This window comes from Comamonas kerstersii, from assembly GCF_008801935.1.
In the GTDB taxonomy this organism is placed as follows: domain Bacteria; phylum Pseudomonadota; class Gammaproteobacteria; order Burkholderiales; family Burkholderiaceae_C; genus Comamonas; species Comamonas kerstersii.
The window spans coordinates 95,401-112,129 of sequence record NZ_VZOT01000010.1; the positions used below are offsets into that span (position 1 = coordinate 95,401).

Annotated in this window: 16 protein-coding genes and 1 riboswitch; of the genes, 11 read left to right on the forward strand and 5 right to left on the reverse strand. The window is 55.0% G+C overall.

The window, feature by feature from the left end; genetic code table 11:
• Positions 1-244 precede the first annotated feature (244 nt).
• Positions 245-480, forward strand: a riboswitch (cobalamin riboswitch).
• A 176-nt stretch (positions 481-656) separates the two neighbouring features.
• The 11 genes from nrdH (at position 657) to F7P80_RS13095 (ending at position 10,889) form a co-directional block, all read left to right on the forward strand.
• Entirely contained in the window at positions 657-884 is a 228-nt protein-coding gene (gene nrdH, locus F7P80_RS13045; protein WP_054066607.1) for a glutaredoxin-like protein NrdH, read from the forward strand.
• A gap of 3 nt (positions 885-887) precedes the next feature.
• Positions 888-1,316, forward strand: coding sequence for a class Ib ribonucleoside-diphosphate reductase assembly flavoprotein NrdI (nrdI, locus tag F7P80_RS13050; protein WP_151045344.1), 429 nt, complete (start codon positions 888-890; stop codon positions 1,314-1,316).
• Entirely contained in the window at positions 1,313-3,445 is a 2,133-nt protein-coding gene (nrdE, locus tag F7P80_RS13055) for a class 1b ribonucleoside-diphosphate reductase subunit alpha (protein ID WP_151045347.1), read from the forward strand. The genes nrdI and nrdE overlap by 4 nt, the downstream gene beginning before the upstream one ends.
• 12 nt (positions 3,446-3,457) lie before the next feature.
• Positions 3,458-4,417 carry a class 1b ribonucleoside-diphosphate reductase subunit beta gene (nrdF, locus tag F7P80_RS13060; RefSeq protein ID WP_054066596.1) on the forward strand — a complete coding sequence of 320 codons (960 nt, stop codon included), beginning with the start codon at positions 3,458-3,460 and terminating at the stop codon, positions 4,415-4,417.
• Positions 4,418-4,600: 183 nt separating this feature from the next.
• Positions 4,601-5,176 (forward strand): ZrgA family zinc uptake protein, encoded by a 576-nt coding sequence (locus F7P80_RS13065; RefSeq protein WP_249041472.1) that lies wholly within the window; start codon positions 4,601-4,603, stop codon positions 5,174-5,176.
• Between the two features lie 8 nt (positions 5,177-5,184).
• Positions 5,185-5,901, forward strand: coding sequence for an ATP-binding cassette domain-containing protein (locus tag F7P80_RS13070; protein ID WP_151045350.1), 717 nt, complete (start codon positions 5,185-5,187; stop codon positions 5,899-5,901).
• On the forward strand, positions 5,898-7,169 hold the full coding sequence (locus F7P80_RS13075; RefSeq protein WP_054066597.1) for an ABC transporter permease: 1,272 nt from the start codon (positions 5,898-5,900) through the stop codon (positions 7,167-7,169). The genes F7P80_RS13070 and F7P80_RS13075 overlap by 4 nt, the downstream gene beginning before the upstream one ends.
• Positions 7,170-7,174: 5 nt before the next feature.
• The gene (locus F7P80_RS13080) at positions 7,175-7,726 is read left to right on the forward strand and encodes a DUF3299 domain-containing protein (RefSeq protein ID WP_151045353.1); all 552 of its coding nucleotides are present in this window, start codon (positions 7,175-7,177) and stop codon (positions 7,724-7,726) included.
• Positions 7,727-8,168: 442 nt separating this feature from the next.
• On the forward strand, positions 8,169-8,732 hold the full coding sequence (locus F7P80_RS13085) for a WYL domain-containing protein (protein WP_151045356.1): 564 nt from the start codon (positions 8,169-8,171) through the stop codon (positions 8,730-8,732).
• Positions 8,618-8,920 (forward strand): WCX domain-containing protein, encoded by a 303-nt coding sequence (locus F7P80_RS17440; RefSeq protein ID WP_367619963.1) that lies wholly within the window; start codon positions 8,618-8,620, stop codon positions 8,918-8,920. Before F7P80_RS13085 ends, F7P80_RS17440 begins: the two co-directional genes overlap by 115 nt.
• Before the next feature lie 268 nt (positions 8,921-9,188).
• Entirely contained in the window at positions 9,189-10,889 is a 1,701-nt protein-coding gene (locus F7P80_RS13095) for an electron transfer flavoprotein-ubiquinone oxidoreductase (protein ID WP_054066601.1), read from the forward strand.
• Positions 10,890-10,981: 92 nt separating this feature from the next.
• Here the strand turns inward: F7P80_RS13095 and F7P80_RS13100 are convergent, their stop codons facing one another.
• The 5 genes from F7P80_RS13100 to F7P80_RS13115 are packed head-to-tail and all read right to left on the reverse strand — an operon-like array spanning position 10,982 to position 16,485.
• Complete coding sequence (locus F7P80_RS13100; protein WP_151045360.1) at positions 10,982-11,722, reverse strand: fimbrial biogenesis chaperone; 741 nt, start codon at positions 11,720-11,722, stop codon at positions 10,982-10,984.
• Between the two features lie 10 nt (positions 11,723-11,732).
• Entirely contained in the window at positions 11,733-12,608 is an 876-nt protein-coding gene (locus F7P80_RS16955) for a fimbrial protein (protein WP_211372039.1), read from the reverse strand.
• A 1-nt stretch (position 12,609) separates the two neighbouring features.
• On the reverse strand, positions 12,610-13,113 hold the full coding sequence (locus F7P80_RS16960) for a fimbrial protein (RefSeq protein ID WP_211372040.1): 504 nt from the start codon (positions 13,111-13,113) through the stop codon (positions 12,610-12,612).
• A 17-nt stretch (positions 13,114-13,130) separates the two neighbouring features.
• Positions 13,131-15,707: a fimbria/pilus outer membrane usher protein gene (locus F7P80_RS13110; protein ID WP_151045363.1), complete on the reverse strand. Its 2,577-nt coding sequence runs from the start codon at positions 15,705-15,707 to the stop codon at positions 13,131-13,133.
• Positions 15,691-16,485 (reverse strand): fimbrial biogenesis chaperone, encoded by a 795-nt coding sequence (locus F7P80_RS13115; protein ID WP_151045365.1) that lies wholly within the window; start codon positions 16,483-16,485, stop codon positions 15,691-15,693. The genes F7P80_RS13110 and F7P80_RS13115 overlap by 17 nt, the downstream gene beginning before the upstream one ends.
• Between the last annotated feature and the right edge of the window lie 244 nt (positions 16,486-16,729).

Here is a 16,729-nt window from a genome sequence, read left to right on the forward strand (position 1 = left end):
ATTAAAGCGCTTCGCCCCATACCCCTAGGGTCTGCCATGGTTCTTGGCCCATACATACAGTGTGTGTGGTGTTTTAGCCGCACTACCTGCATGCCGGCATGCGACAAGGTCGAAGGCCTAAGTCTTTGATTTCTTGGGCGGCACATCCTCAGATCACAAGGCCACCCTCCGGGGTGCTCAGTGCCTAGCATTTTTTTGCCATTCAAGCACGGCATGCAGCGCAATATTTCGCTCGGTTAACGGCCGTAGAATTGAGCCCGTTGGTGCACTTGCTCGAGTGCTTTGAGCAAGGTTAAACGGGAATCAGGGCGCACTTTTTCACAGTGCCAACCTGAACTGCCCCCGCAACAGTAAGTGAGGCGCGCTGCGTCAAACCGCGGTGCAAGGTAGCACACACAGCCACTGAAGCCTGAAAGCCTTTGGGAAGGCGTGCTGCCCAGGCCCACCAGTCTGGATACCGGCCAACTAACCACATGGAACGACCTGGTTCCTCCATGTATTTCCTCAACCGTACAGGCGGGGACGCCTGGGTGGTATGCATATGTTTTTGAAGATTTTGTGGTTGTCGCGCATGCCTGCATGGCTTGCGTGCTCACTTTTCTTTTGTGATATGCAAGCCCGACGTCCTGCCTGTGTTTGCTGGACTTGTCGGCTTCATGATTACGCTTTACTCCAAACCCAATTGCCCCCAGTGCTCGATGACTGCACGCACTCTGGATCGCCAGGGCGTGGCCTATGAGGTCATCGACGTCTCGCAAACCCCGGAAGCGGCCGCACAAGTGCAAGCCTGGGGCTACCGCCAGGTGCCCGTGGTGTTCACGGGTGATGAGCACTGGAGCGGCTTTCGCCCCGACCGTCTGGCTGCCTTGGGCGCTATCGCCTGAGCCATGACCCGCTGGGTGTACTACTCCTCCCGCTCTGGCAATACCGAGAAGCTGCTGCGCCAGGCCGGTTTGCCCGCACTGCGCATTCCGCAGGAGGTAGACGCGCCCATGCCAGCGGTAGATGGTCCGTTCGTGCTGGTCACCCCCTCGTTTGGCGACAGCACCGGCAAAGGTGCCGTGCCCAAGCCTGTGATTCGCTTTCTGAATGACCCGCAGCGCCGCCAGTGGCTGCGCGCAGTCGTTGGCTGTGGCGACCGCAACTTTGGGGCCCTGTTTGCGCAGGCATCAGAAGTTGTGGCACGCAAATGTGGCGTGCCCCTGCTGCTGCGCATCGAGATGAGCGGCACGGCCAGAGACTGGCTGCGCCTGCAGGCCATTGACCAGCATTTTTCTGAACACTTTGAATTTTCTGCTTTCCAAGCATCGCCATGACCTTCCAAACCCCTACTGAACTGGACTATCACGCCCTGAACGCCATGCTGAACTTGCCAGATGCCGAGGGCAAGATCCAGTTTGATGCTGACCGCATGGCCGCGCGCCAGTACTTTCTGCAGCACGTGAACCAGAACACGGTGTTCTTTCACAGCCTGCAGGAGAAGCTGGACTATCTGCGCACTGAAAACTATTACGAAGGCGAAGTGCTGGATGCGTACTCGCCGAAATTTATTGAACAGATCTTCAAGGCCGCGTTTGCCAAGAAGTTCCGCTTCCCTACCTTCCTGGGTGCCTACAAGTACTACACGGCCTACACCCTGAAGACCCGTGACGGCAAGCGCTATCTGGAGCGCTTTGAAGACCGTGTCGTCATGACGGCACTGGCGCTGGCCCGTGGCGATGCAAAGCTGGCCATGCGCATGATGGAAGAGATCATTGCCGGGCGCTTTCAGCCTGCAACGCCTACCTTCCTGAACGCTGGCAAGAAACAGCGTGGCGAGCTGGTGTCGTGCTTCCTGCTGCGTCTGGAAGACAACATGGAGAGCATTGGCCGCGGCATCAACTCTGCCCTGCAGCTGTCCAAGCGCGGTGGCGGCGTGGCCCTGCTGCTGAGCAATCTGCGCGAGCAAGGCGCGCCCATCAAGGGCATCCAGAACCAGTCTTCGGGCGTGATTCCCGTGATGAAGCTGCTGGAAGACGGCTTCTCCTATGCCAACCAGCTGGGCGCACGCCAGGGCGCAGGTGCGGTGTATCTGAACGCCCACCACCCTGACATCATGCGATTCCTGGACACCAAGCGTGAAAACGCGGACGAGAAGATCCGCATCAAGACGCTGTCGCTGGGCGTGGTGATTCCGGACATTACGTTCGAGCTGGCCAAGAAGAACGAGGACATGTACCTGTTCTCGCCCTATGACGTCGAGCGCGTCTACGGCAAGCCTTTTGCCGACATCTCCGTGACCGAACACTACAAGGAGATGGTGGACGACCCCCGCATCAAGAAAACCAAGATCAAGGCACGTGAGTTCTTCCAGACCATTGCCGAGATCCAGTTTGAGTCGGGCTACCCTTACATTCTGTTCGAGGACACGGCCAACCGCGCCAACCCGATTGCGGGCCGCATCAACATGTCCAACCTGTGCTCGGAGATTCTGCAGGTCAATACACCGTCCGTGCTGGGCGAAGACCTGAACTACGAGCACATTGGCAACGATATTTCGTGCAACCTGGGTTCGCTGAACATTGCCACGACCATGGACGGCGGCAATCTGGGCGCGGCCGTGGAAACCGCCATCCGAGCGCTGACTGCCGTGTCGGAGATGAGCTCCATCAACTCCGTGCCTTCGGTGCGCCAGGGCAATGAGGACAGCCACGCCATTGGCCTGGGCCAGATGAACCTGCACGGCTATCTGGCACGTGAACGCATTCACTACGACAGCCCTGAGGCGGTGGAATTCACGAGTGTCTACTTTGCTGCCGTGACTTTCCACTGCCTGCGTGCCTCCTGCCTGCTGGCCCAGGAAAAGCAAAAGCGCTTTGTGGGCTTTGAAGACAGCAAGTACGCCACGGGCGAGTACTTTGACAAGTACGTGTCCCGCGACTGGCTGCCCACCTCTGAAACGGTGAAAGCCCTGTTTGCCAAGACCGGCGTGCAGCTGCCTACCCGTGCAGACTGGGAACAGCTGAAAAAGGACGTGATGGCGCACGGCCTGTACAACCGCAATCTGCAGGCGATTCCGCCCACAGGTTCGATCAGCTACATCAACAACTCCACCTCGTCGATCCACCCTATCGCCTCGCGCATTGAAATTCGCAAGGAAGGCAAGATTGGCCGCGTGTACTACCCCGCGCCTTTCCTGTCGAACGACAACGTGGAGTATTACCGCGATGCGTATGAGATCGGCCCCAACGCCATCATCGACGTGTACGCCGCAGCCACCGAGCACGTGGACCAGGGCCTGTCGCTGACGCTGTTCTTCCCCGACACCGTCACCACGCGCGACATCAACAAGGCCCAGATCTATGCCTGGAAGAAGGGCATCAAGACCATCTACTACATCCGCCTGCGTCAGCTGGCGCTGGAAGGCACGGAAGTCAATGCGACCTGCGTGTCCTGCACTCTGTAAGAAAGATTAGTCATGACCAAGCTGACCCAAGCCATCAACTGGAACCGTATTGAAGACGACAAGGATCTGGAGATCTGGAACCGCGTCACGGCCAACTTCTGGCTGCCTGAGAAGGTGCCACTGTCCAACGACATCCCCTCGTGGGCCACGCTGCGCCCCAACGAGCAGCAGCTGACGATCCGCGTGTTCACCGGCCTGACGCTGCTGGACACCGTGCAAAACCAGGTGGGCGCACCTTCGCTGATGCAGGACGCAGTGACACCGCACGAAGAATCCGTGCTGTCGAACTTCACCTTCATGGAAGCGGTGCATGCGCGCAGCTATTCGTCGATTTTCTCGACACTGTGCTCAACCACGGAAATCGACGAAGCTTTCCGCTGGTCGGAAGAGAACCCCTGGCTGCAGAAGAAGGCATTGCTGATCCTCGAAGAGTACAAGGCCGAAGAGAACCCCTTCAAGAAGAAGATTGCCTCGGTGTGTCTGGAAAGCTTCCTGTTCTACAGCGGCTTTTACCTGCCCCTGTACTGGAGCAGCCGCGGCAAGCTGACCAACACGGCCGACCTGATTCGGCTGATCATCCGTGACGAGGCGGTGCACGGCTACTACATTGGCTACAAGTTCCAACAGGCCTTTGCCAAGCTGCCTGCAGACCAGCAGGAAGCCATCAAGGGCGAGGCCTACGCCATGCTGTACGACCTGTACGACCTGGAATGCCACTACGCCGCCGAGCTGTATGACCCCGTGGGCCTGACCGAAGACGTCAAGCGCTTCATGCACTACAACGCCAACAAGGCGCTGAGCAATATGGGCTTTGAGCCCATGTTCCCCGAGGACATGTGCCAGGTGAACCCCGCCATCATGGCGGCGCTGAGCCCCAGCGCGAACGAGAACCATGACTTCTTCTCTGGCTCGGGCTCTTCCTATGTGATTGGCAAGGCAGTGGCTACTGAGGACGAAGACTGGGACTTTTAATGTCTTTCAGATGCCGTCTGGCGCCAGTCGCTGAACGGCAGCAGCAGCCCGCACCTTGTGTACACTGAGGTGCACTCCACGGCCAGCACTATGCTCCACAACATGGTGCTGGCCGGTTCACTTTCTGTATAGCACTGAACAGCAAGCAGCCTGCGCCACGAGGAACTTGCAACCGGACTGCCTATGTTGGGAAATCTGAAAGCTGCCATCCCCGCCAGCGCCATGCTGGCTGTCTTGTTACTCTCCCCTTCAGAAAGCCTTGCCCAGCAGCATGCACATACGCATGGCCGCATGCACATGGATGTGGCAGTAGATGCCCGGGCTATCACCGTCACACTTTCCAGCCCACTGGACACTTTTCTGGGTTTTGAACGTGCTCCACGCACAGAAGCAGAGCAGCAACAGCTTGAACAGCTGCTCGCTACGCTGCAGTCAGCGCAGCAGCTGATACAGCCTGACCCTGCAGCGCAATGCGCGCTGGACAGCGTGGATGTGGAATCCCCCATCCTGTCTGATCACACGCATGATCACCACCATGCAGACCATGCGCACGACCACGCGCATGACGAACATGCGGACATGGATGTGTATGTGGTTTTCTCCTGTGCGCATGCCCATAAAGCGCAATTTCTGGATGTACAGCAGCTGTTCCGTGCGTTTCCACGCCTGGAGCATGTAGCGGTGCAAGTGGCTGCACCGCAGGGGCAGTTCAAGCGCCAGCTGCACGGCGGCGAGACACGGCTTCGTCTGGTTCGATGAAGGTCCACATGGCTGAAGCTGTACTCCAAGTTGACCAGCTGCGGTTTGCCTGGCCTGGTGCAACACAAGACTGCATAGATATTCCTGCACTGAGCGTGGATCGTGGCGACACCGTATTTCTGCACGGACCCAGTGGCTGTGGCAAAAGCACTTTGCTGTCATTGCTGGCAGGGGTACTGCTGCCACAGTCCGGGCATGTTGCACTGCTGGGTACGCCCTGGAACCAGTTGCGCGCTACGGCACGAGACCAGTGGCGCGTAGACCACGTAGGCTATATCTTCCAGCAGTTCAACCTGCTGCCCTATCTGTCTGCGCTGGACAACGCCATACTGCCTTGCCGCTTTTCACAGCAGCGCCTGCAGGCTGCCCTGCAGCAGGCAGGTTCGGTAGAGGCTGCGGCCCAGATCTGGCTTAGCAACATGGATCTGGACAGCAGCCTGTGGAACAAGCCCGCACACCAGCTTTCCGTTGGTCAGCAGCAGCGTGTGGCGGCTGCCCGAGCCCTGATTGGCACCCCGGACCTGGTGATTGCCGATGAGCCAACCTCTGCACTGGATGAAGAGCGGCGCAATGCTTTTCTGGATGTATTGCTGCAGGCATGTACACAGGCGGGTTCGGCCCTCGTCATGGTCAGCCATGACCCACGCATGGCCAGCCGCTTTTCGCGCCAGATCTCACTACCCACACTGAACCGAGCACAGCGCAGCAGCGAGGGGGTGGCATGAAGCTTCGCTATCTGATGCAGCTGGCCGCCCTGAGCGCCTGGAACCGCCGCTCGACCCTGCTGCTGACCATCTGCTCCATCGCCCTCTCCACCTTCATGCTGATGGGTGTAGAGCGCATGCGCACAGACTTGCGCAGCAGCTTCAGCTCGGCGGTTTCAGGCACCGATCTGATTGTGGGTGCACGCACTGGTTCGGTACAGCTTCTGCTGTACGCTGTCTTTCGGGTAGGCAGCCCTACTAACAATATCCGCTGGAGCAGTGTGCAGGCACTGCAGTCCATGCGTGGCGTCGCATGGGTGGTACCGCTGTCTCTGGGAGATTCGCACCGTGGATTTCCCGTGCTTGGAACATCGGCCGCGTACTTCGACCACATGCGCTATGGCAATAAGCAGTCTCTGCAACTGCAGCAGGGCCAGCGCTTTGAAGATTTGTATGACGCAGTCATTGGTGCAGAGGTAGCGGAGCGACTGGGCTACCAGCTGGGCCAGCGCATCACACTGACGCATGGCAATAGCGAAGTCAGACTGGGCAACGACCATAGCGACAAGCCATTCACCATCACCGGCATTCTGGCGCGGACAGGAACACCTGTAGACCGTACCGTGCACATCAGTCTGGAGGCGATGGAAGCGCTGCACTTGGACTGGGTGGCGGGAGCGCCGCTCCCCCAGATGCGGGTCAATGCACAGGCGGCGCGTGAGCACGACCTGCAGCCCAAGTCTGTGACGGCGGCTTTGGTAGGTTTGCACAACCGTGCCGCGGTGTTTTCCGTGCAGCGTCAGGTCAACCAGTTTGCCGCAGAGCCGCTGATGTCTATCCTGCCCGGTGTGGCGCTGGATGAGCTCTGGGGCATTGTGGGTATGGGCGAACAGGCTCTGCTGCTGATGTCAGGTGTCGTTGCGCTGGTCAGCATGGCCGGACTGATGTCGGTCATTCTGGCTGGCCTCAATGAACGCCGCAGGGAGCTGGCCGTGCTGCGTGCCGTTGGCGCCAGCTTGCGCCATATTCTGATACTGCTGACACTCGAAGGCCTGTTGCTGACCGTGCTGGGCTGCGCCCTGGGGCTGCTGACATTCACCCTCTGCGGCTGGGCATTCGCACCCTGGTTGCAATCGAGTTTTGGCCTCCGCCTGCAATGGAGTCAGCTGAACTCCATGCAGATGCTGCTGCTCGCTGGGCTGGTACTGACAGGATGGCTGGCCAGCCTGCTGCCTGGCTTGCGTGCCTACCGGCTTTCTCTGGCAGATGGCCTGTCCCCCAAAGTCTGATTCTTATGCCTGCTTCTGCTTCTTTGCTGACACGCCGCCGATGGCTTCAGTGCTCCACGGCTGCCCTGATGGGCATGAATGCCTCATGGCTGCATGCCGCGTCGTTCGAAAAGCTGGACTGGGAAGCACTGGTCCCTGCTGACTGGGACCCTATGCAGTCCTTCAGCAATCTCCAGGATCTGGCCAATTTGCCTGATACGGATCCGCGCGTAGCCAAGCTCTACGAGCAAATGCGCAAGGTCTGGGACGAAGCCCCCACCGTGGCAGCGCTGGAAGGCAAAAACATCCGGATTCCCGGCTATGTCGTACCTTTGGAAGGCGACAGGCAAGGGATGTCGGAATTTTTGCTTGTGCCCTATTTCGGAGCCTGCATCCATTCGCCGCCACCGCCTGCCAACCAGATCATCCACGTCACGACCAGCAAGCCGGTACGTGGTTTTGAGAGCATGAGTGCCGTGTGGGTCAGCGGCAGGCTAGGTCTGAACCGCAAGCATTCCGAGATGGGCGTGAGCGGCTATTTGCTGCAGGCCGGAAAAGTGCAGGCCTACAAAGAATGAGGCAAGAGTAAGGCGACATAGCCTGTCGCCTGCAGTTTCTACAGTCTGGTGCGTTCTGTTTCAACGCCATGACTATGTGTGAGACTGTCGTACCCATCCTCATCGCACAACTGAAGGCCCTGTATGCGCGCGAGTGCCGTACACATCAAGATCTGCGCCTCCACATCACCGAGGCACTCGCCCACTTGGGTTCGCAAATACAGGCGCTGCAGCTGCAAGACCCGCTGGAAATGCAGTTTCTGGAGGTGTATGGCCACCTGGCCATCTGGCGCATCGAGCAATTCAGGAACGACATCCTGCAACGCGTGACCATGCTGAATGCATCCCCGCTGGTGCAGCGGGCAATACAAATGCTGCCGTCGTGTTTGAACGAGACCTCAGTGAACGTCTGGGGGGCATCATCGAACGCGCAACCAATGGTCAGTGGCAGATCAAGCATGCGGTGCGCAGCAATATTCCGGCCAAGTACCTCTATGCCTACGCACGGCTGTCAGGCACAGAGCATCTTTTCCCGGATGGGAGCCTGCCCTATCTGCTGGAACAGCTGCACACGCCCGAGCCACAGCGAACGACACAGGTACACCCTGTCTCTCATGAGGACATGCAAGCTTACGCGCAAGAGTTTGCATTACTGCAGGCTGCGATCACGCACAAGCACCCTTGCCACTTTGCTTACAAGAGCAAGGCACGCCTGGTCTACCCCTACAAGCTGATTCATCAAAATGGTGTCTGGTATCTGGCTGCCGAAGAGGACGGTCGGCTGAAGAACTTCAGCATCTCACTGATCCAGGCGTTGCAACTGGACAGAACGCAGCAATTTGCCCCAAGCGTGAACACACGGAATACATCAATGGCAAAGAGGATGTATGGTTCACTGAAGACACCACAGAAGTGCTGCTGCGTATTGCTCCGGAAGTTGCGCACTACTTTCTGCGGCGTGCGCTGCTGCCTCACCAGCAGCAGAGACAGGACCGTGATGGCTCCCTGCTGGTCAGCACCCATGTGAACCATATGTACCAGCTGCTGCCCGTGGTGCGCTACTGGCTGCCCCATGTGCGCATCTTGCAGCCATGTGGCATGGCATCAGGAGCTGGTCGCCAGCTTGCGCCGCGCTTTGCAGCAGTGGGGAGAGGAATCAGCGTCAAAGAGGCCATAAGCCCTTGTCTTGCTCCTCGCAAAAAACGATGCAGCTGATCGCCGCCTGCTCCAGCAAGAGCACTTGCTGAGTTACAAGGAAGCCAAAGCACCGTGCCATGCGAGACTTTAATAGCTGGATTCAAGCCATGCTGATGCATTGTCGCCTTGCCAACAATGTCTCTAAAAACATGCATTGCTCGCCCAATCAGAGCATGCCACCCCAGTTTTCTTTGGGAGTTGATACAAGCCCGCATAGAATCAGCCGCAATTTGACGCGCGTGAGCACCTCATTTCGATTTTTATATTCCCCAGAGAGACATCCCCGATGACAAACGAAGAAATCTTGGCGCAATACGGCCCTCGAGAGGCCATGGAATACGACGTCGTAATCGTCGGTGGTGGCCCCGGCGGCCTGGCCACAGCCATTCGCCTGAAGCAGCAGGCTGCGGAAAAGGGTCAGGACGTCTCGGTGGTCGTACTGGAAAAAGGCGGTGAGCCCGGAGCGCATACGCTGTCTGGCGCCATCATGGATCCTCGCGCACTGACCGAGCTGATTCCTGACTGGAAGGAAAAAGGCGCGCCGCTGAACCAGCCTGTGACAGAAGACGCCATGGTGTTCCTGAGCGAAAAAGGCTCTATGCGCACCCCGAACTGGTTGCTGCCACAGTGTTTCCACAACGAAGGCAACTACATCGTACGTCTGGGCTTTGTCACCAAGTGGCTGGCGGAACAGGCCGAGGCACTGGGCGTAGAAATCTTCCCGGGCTTTGCAGCCGCTGAAGTGCTGTACAACGAAGATGGCTCCGTCAAAGGCATTGCTACCGGCAACATGGGCGTGGGCAAGGATGGTGAGCCCACAGGTGACTTCCAGCTGGGCATGGAGTTGCACGGCAAGTACACCATCTTTGCCGAAGGCGCACGCGGCCATCTGGGCAAGCAGCTGATTGCCAAGTACAAGCTTGACGATGGCAAGGACCCTCAGGCCTACGGCATCGGTATCAAGGAACTGTGGGAGATTGACCCTGCCCGCCATAAGCCCGGCATGGTGATCCACACCGGTGGCTGGCCCATGGACAGCAAGACCTATGGCGGCGGTTTCCTCTACCACCTCGAAGACAATCTGGTCACGCTGGGCTTTGTGACGGGCCTGGATTACGCCAACCCCTATCTGTCTCCCTTTGAGGAAATGCAGCGTTGGAAGACCCACCCCAACATTCGCTACTACCTCGAAGGAGATGAATCTCAGGGCATCAAGCCTGCCAAGCGCATTTCCTATGGTGCACGTGCCATCACCGCTGGCGGCATCCTGAGCCTGCCCAAGTTTGTGTTCCCCGGTGGCGCACTGGTGGGCTGTGATGCAGGTTTCCTGAATGCCTCCCGCATCAAGGGCAGCCACGCCGCCATCAAGACCGGCATGCTGGCTGCAGAAGCTGCCTATGACGCCATCGTTGCAGGCCGTCAGAGCGACGTGCTGACAGCCTACGAAACCTCATTCGAACAAAGCTGGCTGTACGACGAGCTGTGGAAGGCTCGCAACTTCAAGACCTGGTTCAAGAAGGGGCTGTCTACTGCCACCATCATGAATGGCATTGAGCAGTTTCTGCTCAAGGGCAATATCCCATGGACGCTGCACCGCGATAAGCCAGATCACGCATATCTGAAGCCTGCTGCAGAGTGCCAGCCCATTGAATATCCCAAGCCTGACGGCAAGATCACCTTCGATCGCCTGTCCAGCGTGTTCATCAGCAATACGAACCACAGCGAAGACCAGCCTGCACACCTGACACTCAAGGATGCGTCTGTGCCTGTGAATGTCAACTTGGCTAAATACGCTGGCCCTGAGCAGCGCTACTGCCCTGCTGGCGTGTACGAATTTGTGGATGATGAAGTTCAGGGCGGTAAGCGTCTGCAGATCAATGCGCAGAACTGCGTGCACTGCAAGACCTGCGACATCAAGGATCCCACACAGAACATCGTCTGGGTGACCCCTGAAGGCGGCGGCGGGCCCAACTACTCGGGCATGTAAATTCATCCCAGCTCACAAAAAGAAAGCCTGCATTGCAGGCTTTCTTCGTATGTCAGGCGCCAAGCTTTCTGACGCATCTGCAAGCGAAGTTTTCAGCGTGCTTGCTCTGAGCTCTCCAGCGTCCGTGATGCATCGTGCACAACACCATCGTCATCTATCCAGCCATAACGTACACGAACAGGTTGTGCTCCTGAACCTGGTTGAGGCAAGCGAAGTTCATTGGTCGAAAAAGGTGCCAAGGTGCCGTCTTCAAGATCAAGGGGCGCCAGACCTGCATCAATCTGCAGATAAGCCAGCGAGATATAGTGCGGCCCTTCATTCGTGACAGTGATGCGATCGCCATCCATGCGAAATTGCAGAGATGTAGCCGTGCGTTCCAGAGACTGGGGTAGCTTTTGGGGCCGCAATATCAGCTTCATCTGGGTTTGCATGGTGACTGTCACTTGCGTGCTGTCCTCTCCTTCAGGCCCCTGCTGCGTAGGCGGAACCTCATGAATGTTCAGCCAGTACAGCGACTCGCGGTCACTGGGCAATTTGTCACCGAGCTGCAGCAGGCGCAATGTCTGCGTCTGCTGCGGGTCCATATGGAAAATAGGTGGCAGAGGCATGACCGGTGCCTTGGCAGATTCAGGCGTATTTCCTGGTTGTCCGTCATTGACCCAGACCTGAGTGATAACTGGGTACGTGTTCAGGTTGGCGAGCATTAAAGATACTTCTCTCTTGTCCTGAGGGAAGATGACTCTGGTGCGCTCTGCCGTTACTCCGGCAAATGCCGTAGACATCAGCGCCATGCAAGCCAGAGGAAGCAAAGAGATAAAGCTGCTTTTTTTCATGTGAAAACTGCTATTGAACACGAATGACGACCGTAGCTGTCGCTCGGACACGTCCTGGTGTCACAGCAGCAGCCTGGGGTAATTTTTCCAGTCTGGCCCGAAAGTTTTCAGTATAGAAATCAACGCCATTGCGATTTCCGGTCAGCACCGTATTGTTTCCAATTATGGGATACCAGCCCATTTGGTTGGCATTGGCACCTCCAAGTGCGGAGTTTTCACTGGAAAGCAGGTTGATAGGGTTGTTGTCTCTCAGAATTCTTATCCCTACCCCTTCCGCATAGCCATAACTGCCGTAGTTGTCTGAAACCAGATGCGAAATACCTGATTGTGCATTAACCAGTCCCAGTTTTTGGGCCGCAGCATATGCCCCCGGCGAAGCAAGAATACCTAAAGCAGTTTGATTATTACCCGTTCCAGAGACCATGGCGTTCTGGCATTTAAAGCTGATCTGAAATGGCACCTCACTGGTCGCCGTACCATTTTCTATGTCGTTACGACTCACTGACGGAAGAAAGACATAAGGAGTGGCATTGAGCACCACACACGTTGGATAACGCTTGAGCGTAACATTCCTGTACATGCCAATCGCACCTGGCCAGTTGCCAGCCCATCCGTTAAAGTCATTCACGTGTGAATTGCCGGTTGTAGGAGCGGCCAGGCCTGGTCCTTTTATCGCAATGTACGCACTTGGCTGCGTATAGGCATAGATCTGGCTTAATCTTGTGTTTGCATAATAATGACTTTGATTTCCACCAGAACTATAGACTTCTGCACGCACTGTTGATAGATTTTTAGCCTTTACCAAGCGGTAGCCATGGCTATCAGTATCAAGATCCGTTAAAAGTCTTTCTTTCCAGATGTCCGTAAAATACTCACCCGTTGTCACATTAGTGAGCCTGAGCAGAATATTGCTCCCATGCTGTCTCATAGGCAGCTTCAAGGCCAAGTGCCAGCCCTGTCTTATCCCGCGTTGGGTGACCACTGTAATAGTTATCACCATTCGTCGAATACATTTCATAAACAGGATCTTCCGGTGCACAGCGAAAAAAAACCCTCTCTGGGTCATAACCACCAGTCGTTCCATATTGAACAAATGGAGCCACACTGCTGGCTAGCATTGTTCCGGGCGGAATAAAATCTCCACTGCTCAAGTTAATCACCGATGGAATTCCCAAATTTCCATTACAAGTGTCACATGCACCTGCCCAACTTGCTGCGACGCCTTCACTTGGCTTGATATAGCCGGAAGTGACCCCTGGATTATTATTAGTACCAATGACCTTGTGGCATCTTGCAAAAGCATGAGGTGCCGCGCTACAAAGCACCAAAGCGAGCACAGGCCATAAAAATGATTTTGTGATTCTCATATTTTTTACTTTTAATGCGTTCAATAATTGATGATTCAGAATTACTGCACTTTGGCATCTGCACGTCGGCAAATATCCTTGCGGCGCACCAGATCCTGATTCCAGTCTGCATTAGAGATGTCATATGAAAGCACGCAGCTATCTTCATCCGAAGAACCCCAGCGCACTGTCAGATTGCCGCTTTTTTCAGAAACACGTGCATAAATTTGACCGCCTTGTCCAACCACACCAATTTCTGGATCGTCTGCTGCGGATACTGCTGCCCCCATGGGGATGGGTTGACCAGATTCCTGAGTTGCCTCGATCAGAAGCGCCTGTCCAAACCGGGTTGCAAAAGACATGGCCACAATCGCGCCCGCATAAGGCACGACACGTTTTTCAGTTTCGAGCAACTCTGTAGATGCAGGAAGATCCTGAGGATCAATTCGAATGGTGTTATAGCGGTAAGGGCTTAATGCAGGAACGACGGCATAACCACGGCTGTTAATGCGGGTGATCTGGCCATTGTGAATCTGCGCGCCTTCAGCGCCGGCAGCATGCACCAGCGCAAATGTGTCACCCAGCGATGGGCCCAGTGTCAGCCCCCCTTTGTGCAGCACCAGGCCACCACGTATCCCGACGTTGTACTGACGGTAGTCCTGCGCTTGGCCATAGCCCAGTGTCATGGATGCATACGGGCCTTGACGTTGCAGGTTACCACTCCAGTTCAGGCCATCCAGCTCACTATCCTTGCTAGTGGAAATTGCATAGCTATATGCATTGTTTTCACCAAAAGCACCTGTAATTCCAGTCTGCAGCGTATTGCCTCTGTTTTCACCTGAGCTCGAGGTGTAAGTACTGGTCAAAGATGGCGCACGCGGACTCAAACCCAATGGGAAAGACACCGTCAAAGAGATGACATTGCCTTTTTGCACATTGGAAATCTGAGGCGCTCCTGCAAACTCATAATAAGACTGGTAATAAGCATTCTTGTGATAAGACCATGAAAGCGTATAGCTCATACTCTTCCAGCTATTGGTATAACCCAGCTGGAATTGCGTATTTTTCTGCTTCCCCTGATAATAATCACTGGTTGATCCTGAAAAATACAGCGATCCGTACCGCCCCAGGTTCTGGTTCAGCATGAGCGAATATTGAGCACGTTGCTGATAACTATAAGAATTCCAGCTCCCATAACGACCTTCAGCGTAACGAATGCCCAGAACATCGCTTAGCTCACGATAACCAGCCGAAGAGTAACGGTAACCGGCCAGCGTCAGCGTCGTATTGGACCCATCAAATGTCTGACTGTAATCAGCACCCAGTCGCCAGCCATTCTTGCGGGTTCCATTTTCCACACGTGCGTGGGAGGATGTGAAATTCACACCCAGAGCCCCCATGCGCCCAGCGACCACGCCTCCAGCCAGCAATGACACATAGTCTTTGGCCAATCTGCTGCCGAGATTGACCGTCAAGTTATTGGTCAAGCCGCGCTGATACGTTGCTTCAGCAAACCATGGTTCATCATATTGAGAAGCTTGCGCCAGTGTGAGGCTGTACTGAGACAGGCCTGGCCGGATAGACTGCGGGACGGCCGCGAAGGGCACGGTGTAACGTGTCACATTGCCGTCTGCTTCAATAATTTCAACGTCCAAGTCACCGCTGTATGAAGTACTTTGCAGATCATCAACAATAAAAGGGCCAGGCGGAACGGTAAGTTCACGAATAATCTGACCACGCTGCCGAATAAGCACCCGTGCAGTCGTAGTTGCTGTTCCTCGCACTTCTGGAGCGTAGTATTGCTGACTGGGTGGCAACATCCGCTGATCTGACTTAATGTTCACCCCTCGGTAGCTCATGCCGCCAAAAAGCTGCCCTGTCGTGAAGCTTTCACCAACCGTCAGTTCACTGCGCAGTCTTGGAATAGAACGCTGCACATAGGTCCTCAAATTATTCCATCTGTTGTTAGAGCGCCCGCCAAATTGTGAATAGCTATAGGTGGATTGATGTCTGAAGCGCCAGAGACCGATATTGAAGCCAGAGTTAAGACCGGCAAATCCATAGTCTGAGCTTCCATCAAAACCATTGCGGTACTTGGACTGATACCAGTTCAGATCATAGTTAGCAAAAAAAGCTGTCTCTCCAGGATCCCATTCGGATGGATCAACGTGATCAAGCCTTTCTGTTAACAGCAATGCCATGGGAATGCTCAAGTGCAGCTGAAGCTTGTTAAGCTGAGCGTCATAGCTGGCACCTGGTAGTGCTTGTTCCAGCAATAGACATTGCGTAGCACCCTCTTGAGCGGATTCATCTTCCCACTTGCTTTTCAGCGTCTTGACCAGTTGCTCAGGTGTAAAACATGGCTCCAGACGTCCAGTCTTTGGGTCGTCCAAAAATTGAACAGGAATGCGGGAGCGATGCTTCCCATTGACAAAGACTTCTACTTCATAGGTTCCAGGCTCAAAATGCCCGCTTTGGGTGTAGCGCGCGATTTGATCTTGACGAAGCCCCCATCCCTTCAGCAAGGAGTCATCAAAAAAATATTCTTCTTGTGCATACGCAGAACCAATCCAAAAACAAAGCGGCACCAGAAAAAATACTGTTTTATTTTTCATCATTATGCTAGCGGGAAATTTCATAAGTTACTTCTTCACGCCCACCATAATCGTTGATCAGCCATGTTTTCAGCATCAACTTGCCTGCAGGAAGTGGAGAAGATTTCACAGGATGCCATACCTGCTCACTGTAAGGAGCCAGCATTTCTGCTTGTAGTGGAATTTCCTTGCCGCCAGCAATCAGCTGCGCGTTGCTAAGGGATGCATAATAGGCCCCTGCATTTTTGGCTTCAATCGACCAATCAGTCCCTTCGGGTGATTTCACAGAAAAGCTGAGTTTATTCTTTGTATCAATAGCACTGCTATTTGAGATGGATGGCCGATAGAAAAGCTTGATCTGACTAAGCAGCATAAACTGCAACTGATTCGCCGATGCATTCGCACTGTTTTGAGCAGGAATCTGCAGAACATTCAGATAAAAAACGCTTTCCCGATCTTTAGGCAGTTCATCGCCGGTATAAATAATGCGCAGTGTCTGACTGGACTTAGGGTCTAATCTTGCAACCGCAGGAGTAATAATAAACGGAGCTTTTGCATTTTCTGGACTTTTGTTCTCGGGATCTGTGTCAATCCAGGCCTGCATAATATTGGGAAAATCGTCGGTATTAGAGATTTCTACGGTAGCACCTTTGCTATCCGCGTTATAGATCACACGCGTCCCCTTGATCACAAGACTGGCCTGAGCAGGGAGCACTAAAAATAGCAACAGCAAAGGGAGTAGCAGCAGAGACAGCAGCCTGTACATCTTGAAACAAGCATATGACAAGCCGCGTGCACAGTGGTTTAAAGCTAATACTGACATTTCACACCCCCTAAAATGAAAAAAATTATGCAGCCGAACCTGAGGTCCGGCTGTGGTACTTTTTCGCCTCTTATCGAAAGACGATAACTTTTACGAGCTTATTCGTAGCGCACTGCATACATCACAGCGCCGGAAACAGGACCAACGGTAGGTGCAGTCGATTCAGAGTAGTAGCGCACGGTGTAAGTCGCCGAGGTGCTGCTGCTGTTGGCTTCCAGCGTAAATGGGCTGGCTTCGGCAGGGC

Excerpts from the sequence above, each read along its gene's own strand:
- nrdH (WP_054066607.1), top strand. The coding sequence starts at position 657 with ATGATTACGCTTTACTCCAAACCCAATTGCCCCCAGTGCTCGATGACT.
- nrdI (WP_151045344.1), top strand. The coding sequence starts at position 888 with ATGACCCGCTGGGTGTACTACTCCTCCCGCTCTGGCAATACCGAGAAG.
- nrdE (WP_151045347.1), top strand. The coding sequence starts at position 1,313 with ATGACCTTCCAAACCCCTACTGAACTGGACTATCACGCCCTGAACGCC.
- nrdF (WP_054066596.1), top strand. The coding sequence starts at position 3,458 with ATGACCAAGCTGACCCAAGCCATCAACTGGAACCGTATTGAAGACGAC.
- F7P80_RS13065 (WP_249041472.1), top strand. The coding sequence starts at position 4,601 with ATGTTGGGAAATCTGAAAGCTGCCATCCCCGCCAGCGCCATGCTGGCT.
- F7P80_RS13070 (WP_151045350.1), top strand. The coding sequence starts at position 5,185 with ATGGCTGAAGCTGTACTCCAAGTTGACCAGCTGCGGTTTGCCTGGCCT.
- F7P80_RS13075 (WP_054066597.1), top strand. The coding sequence starts at position 5,898 with ATGAAGCTTCGCTATCTGATGCAGCTGGCCGCCCTGAGCGCCTGGAAC.
- F7P80_RS13080 (WP_151045353.1), top strand. The coding sequence starts at position 7,175 with ATGCCTGCTTCTGCTTCTTTGCTGACACGCCGCCGATGGCTTCAGTGC.
- F7P80_RS13095 (WP_054066601.1), top strand. The coding sequence starts at position 9,189 with ATGACAAACGAAGAAATCTTGGCGCAATACGGCCCTCGAGAGGCCATG.
- F7P80_RS13100 (WP_151045360.1), bottom strand. The coding sequence starts at position 11,722 with ATGAAAAAAAGCAGCTTTATCTCTTTGCTTCCTCTGGCTTGCATGGCG.
- F7P80_RS13110 (WP_151045363.1), bottom strand. The coding sequence starts at position 15,707 with ATGAAATTTCCCGCTAGCATAATGATGAAAAATAAAACAGTATTTTTT.
- F7P80_RS13115 (WP_151045365.1), bottom strand. The coding sequence starts at position 16,485 with ATGTCAGTATTAGCTTTAAACCACTGTGCACGCGGCTTGTCATATGCT.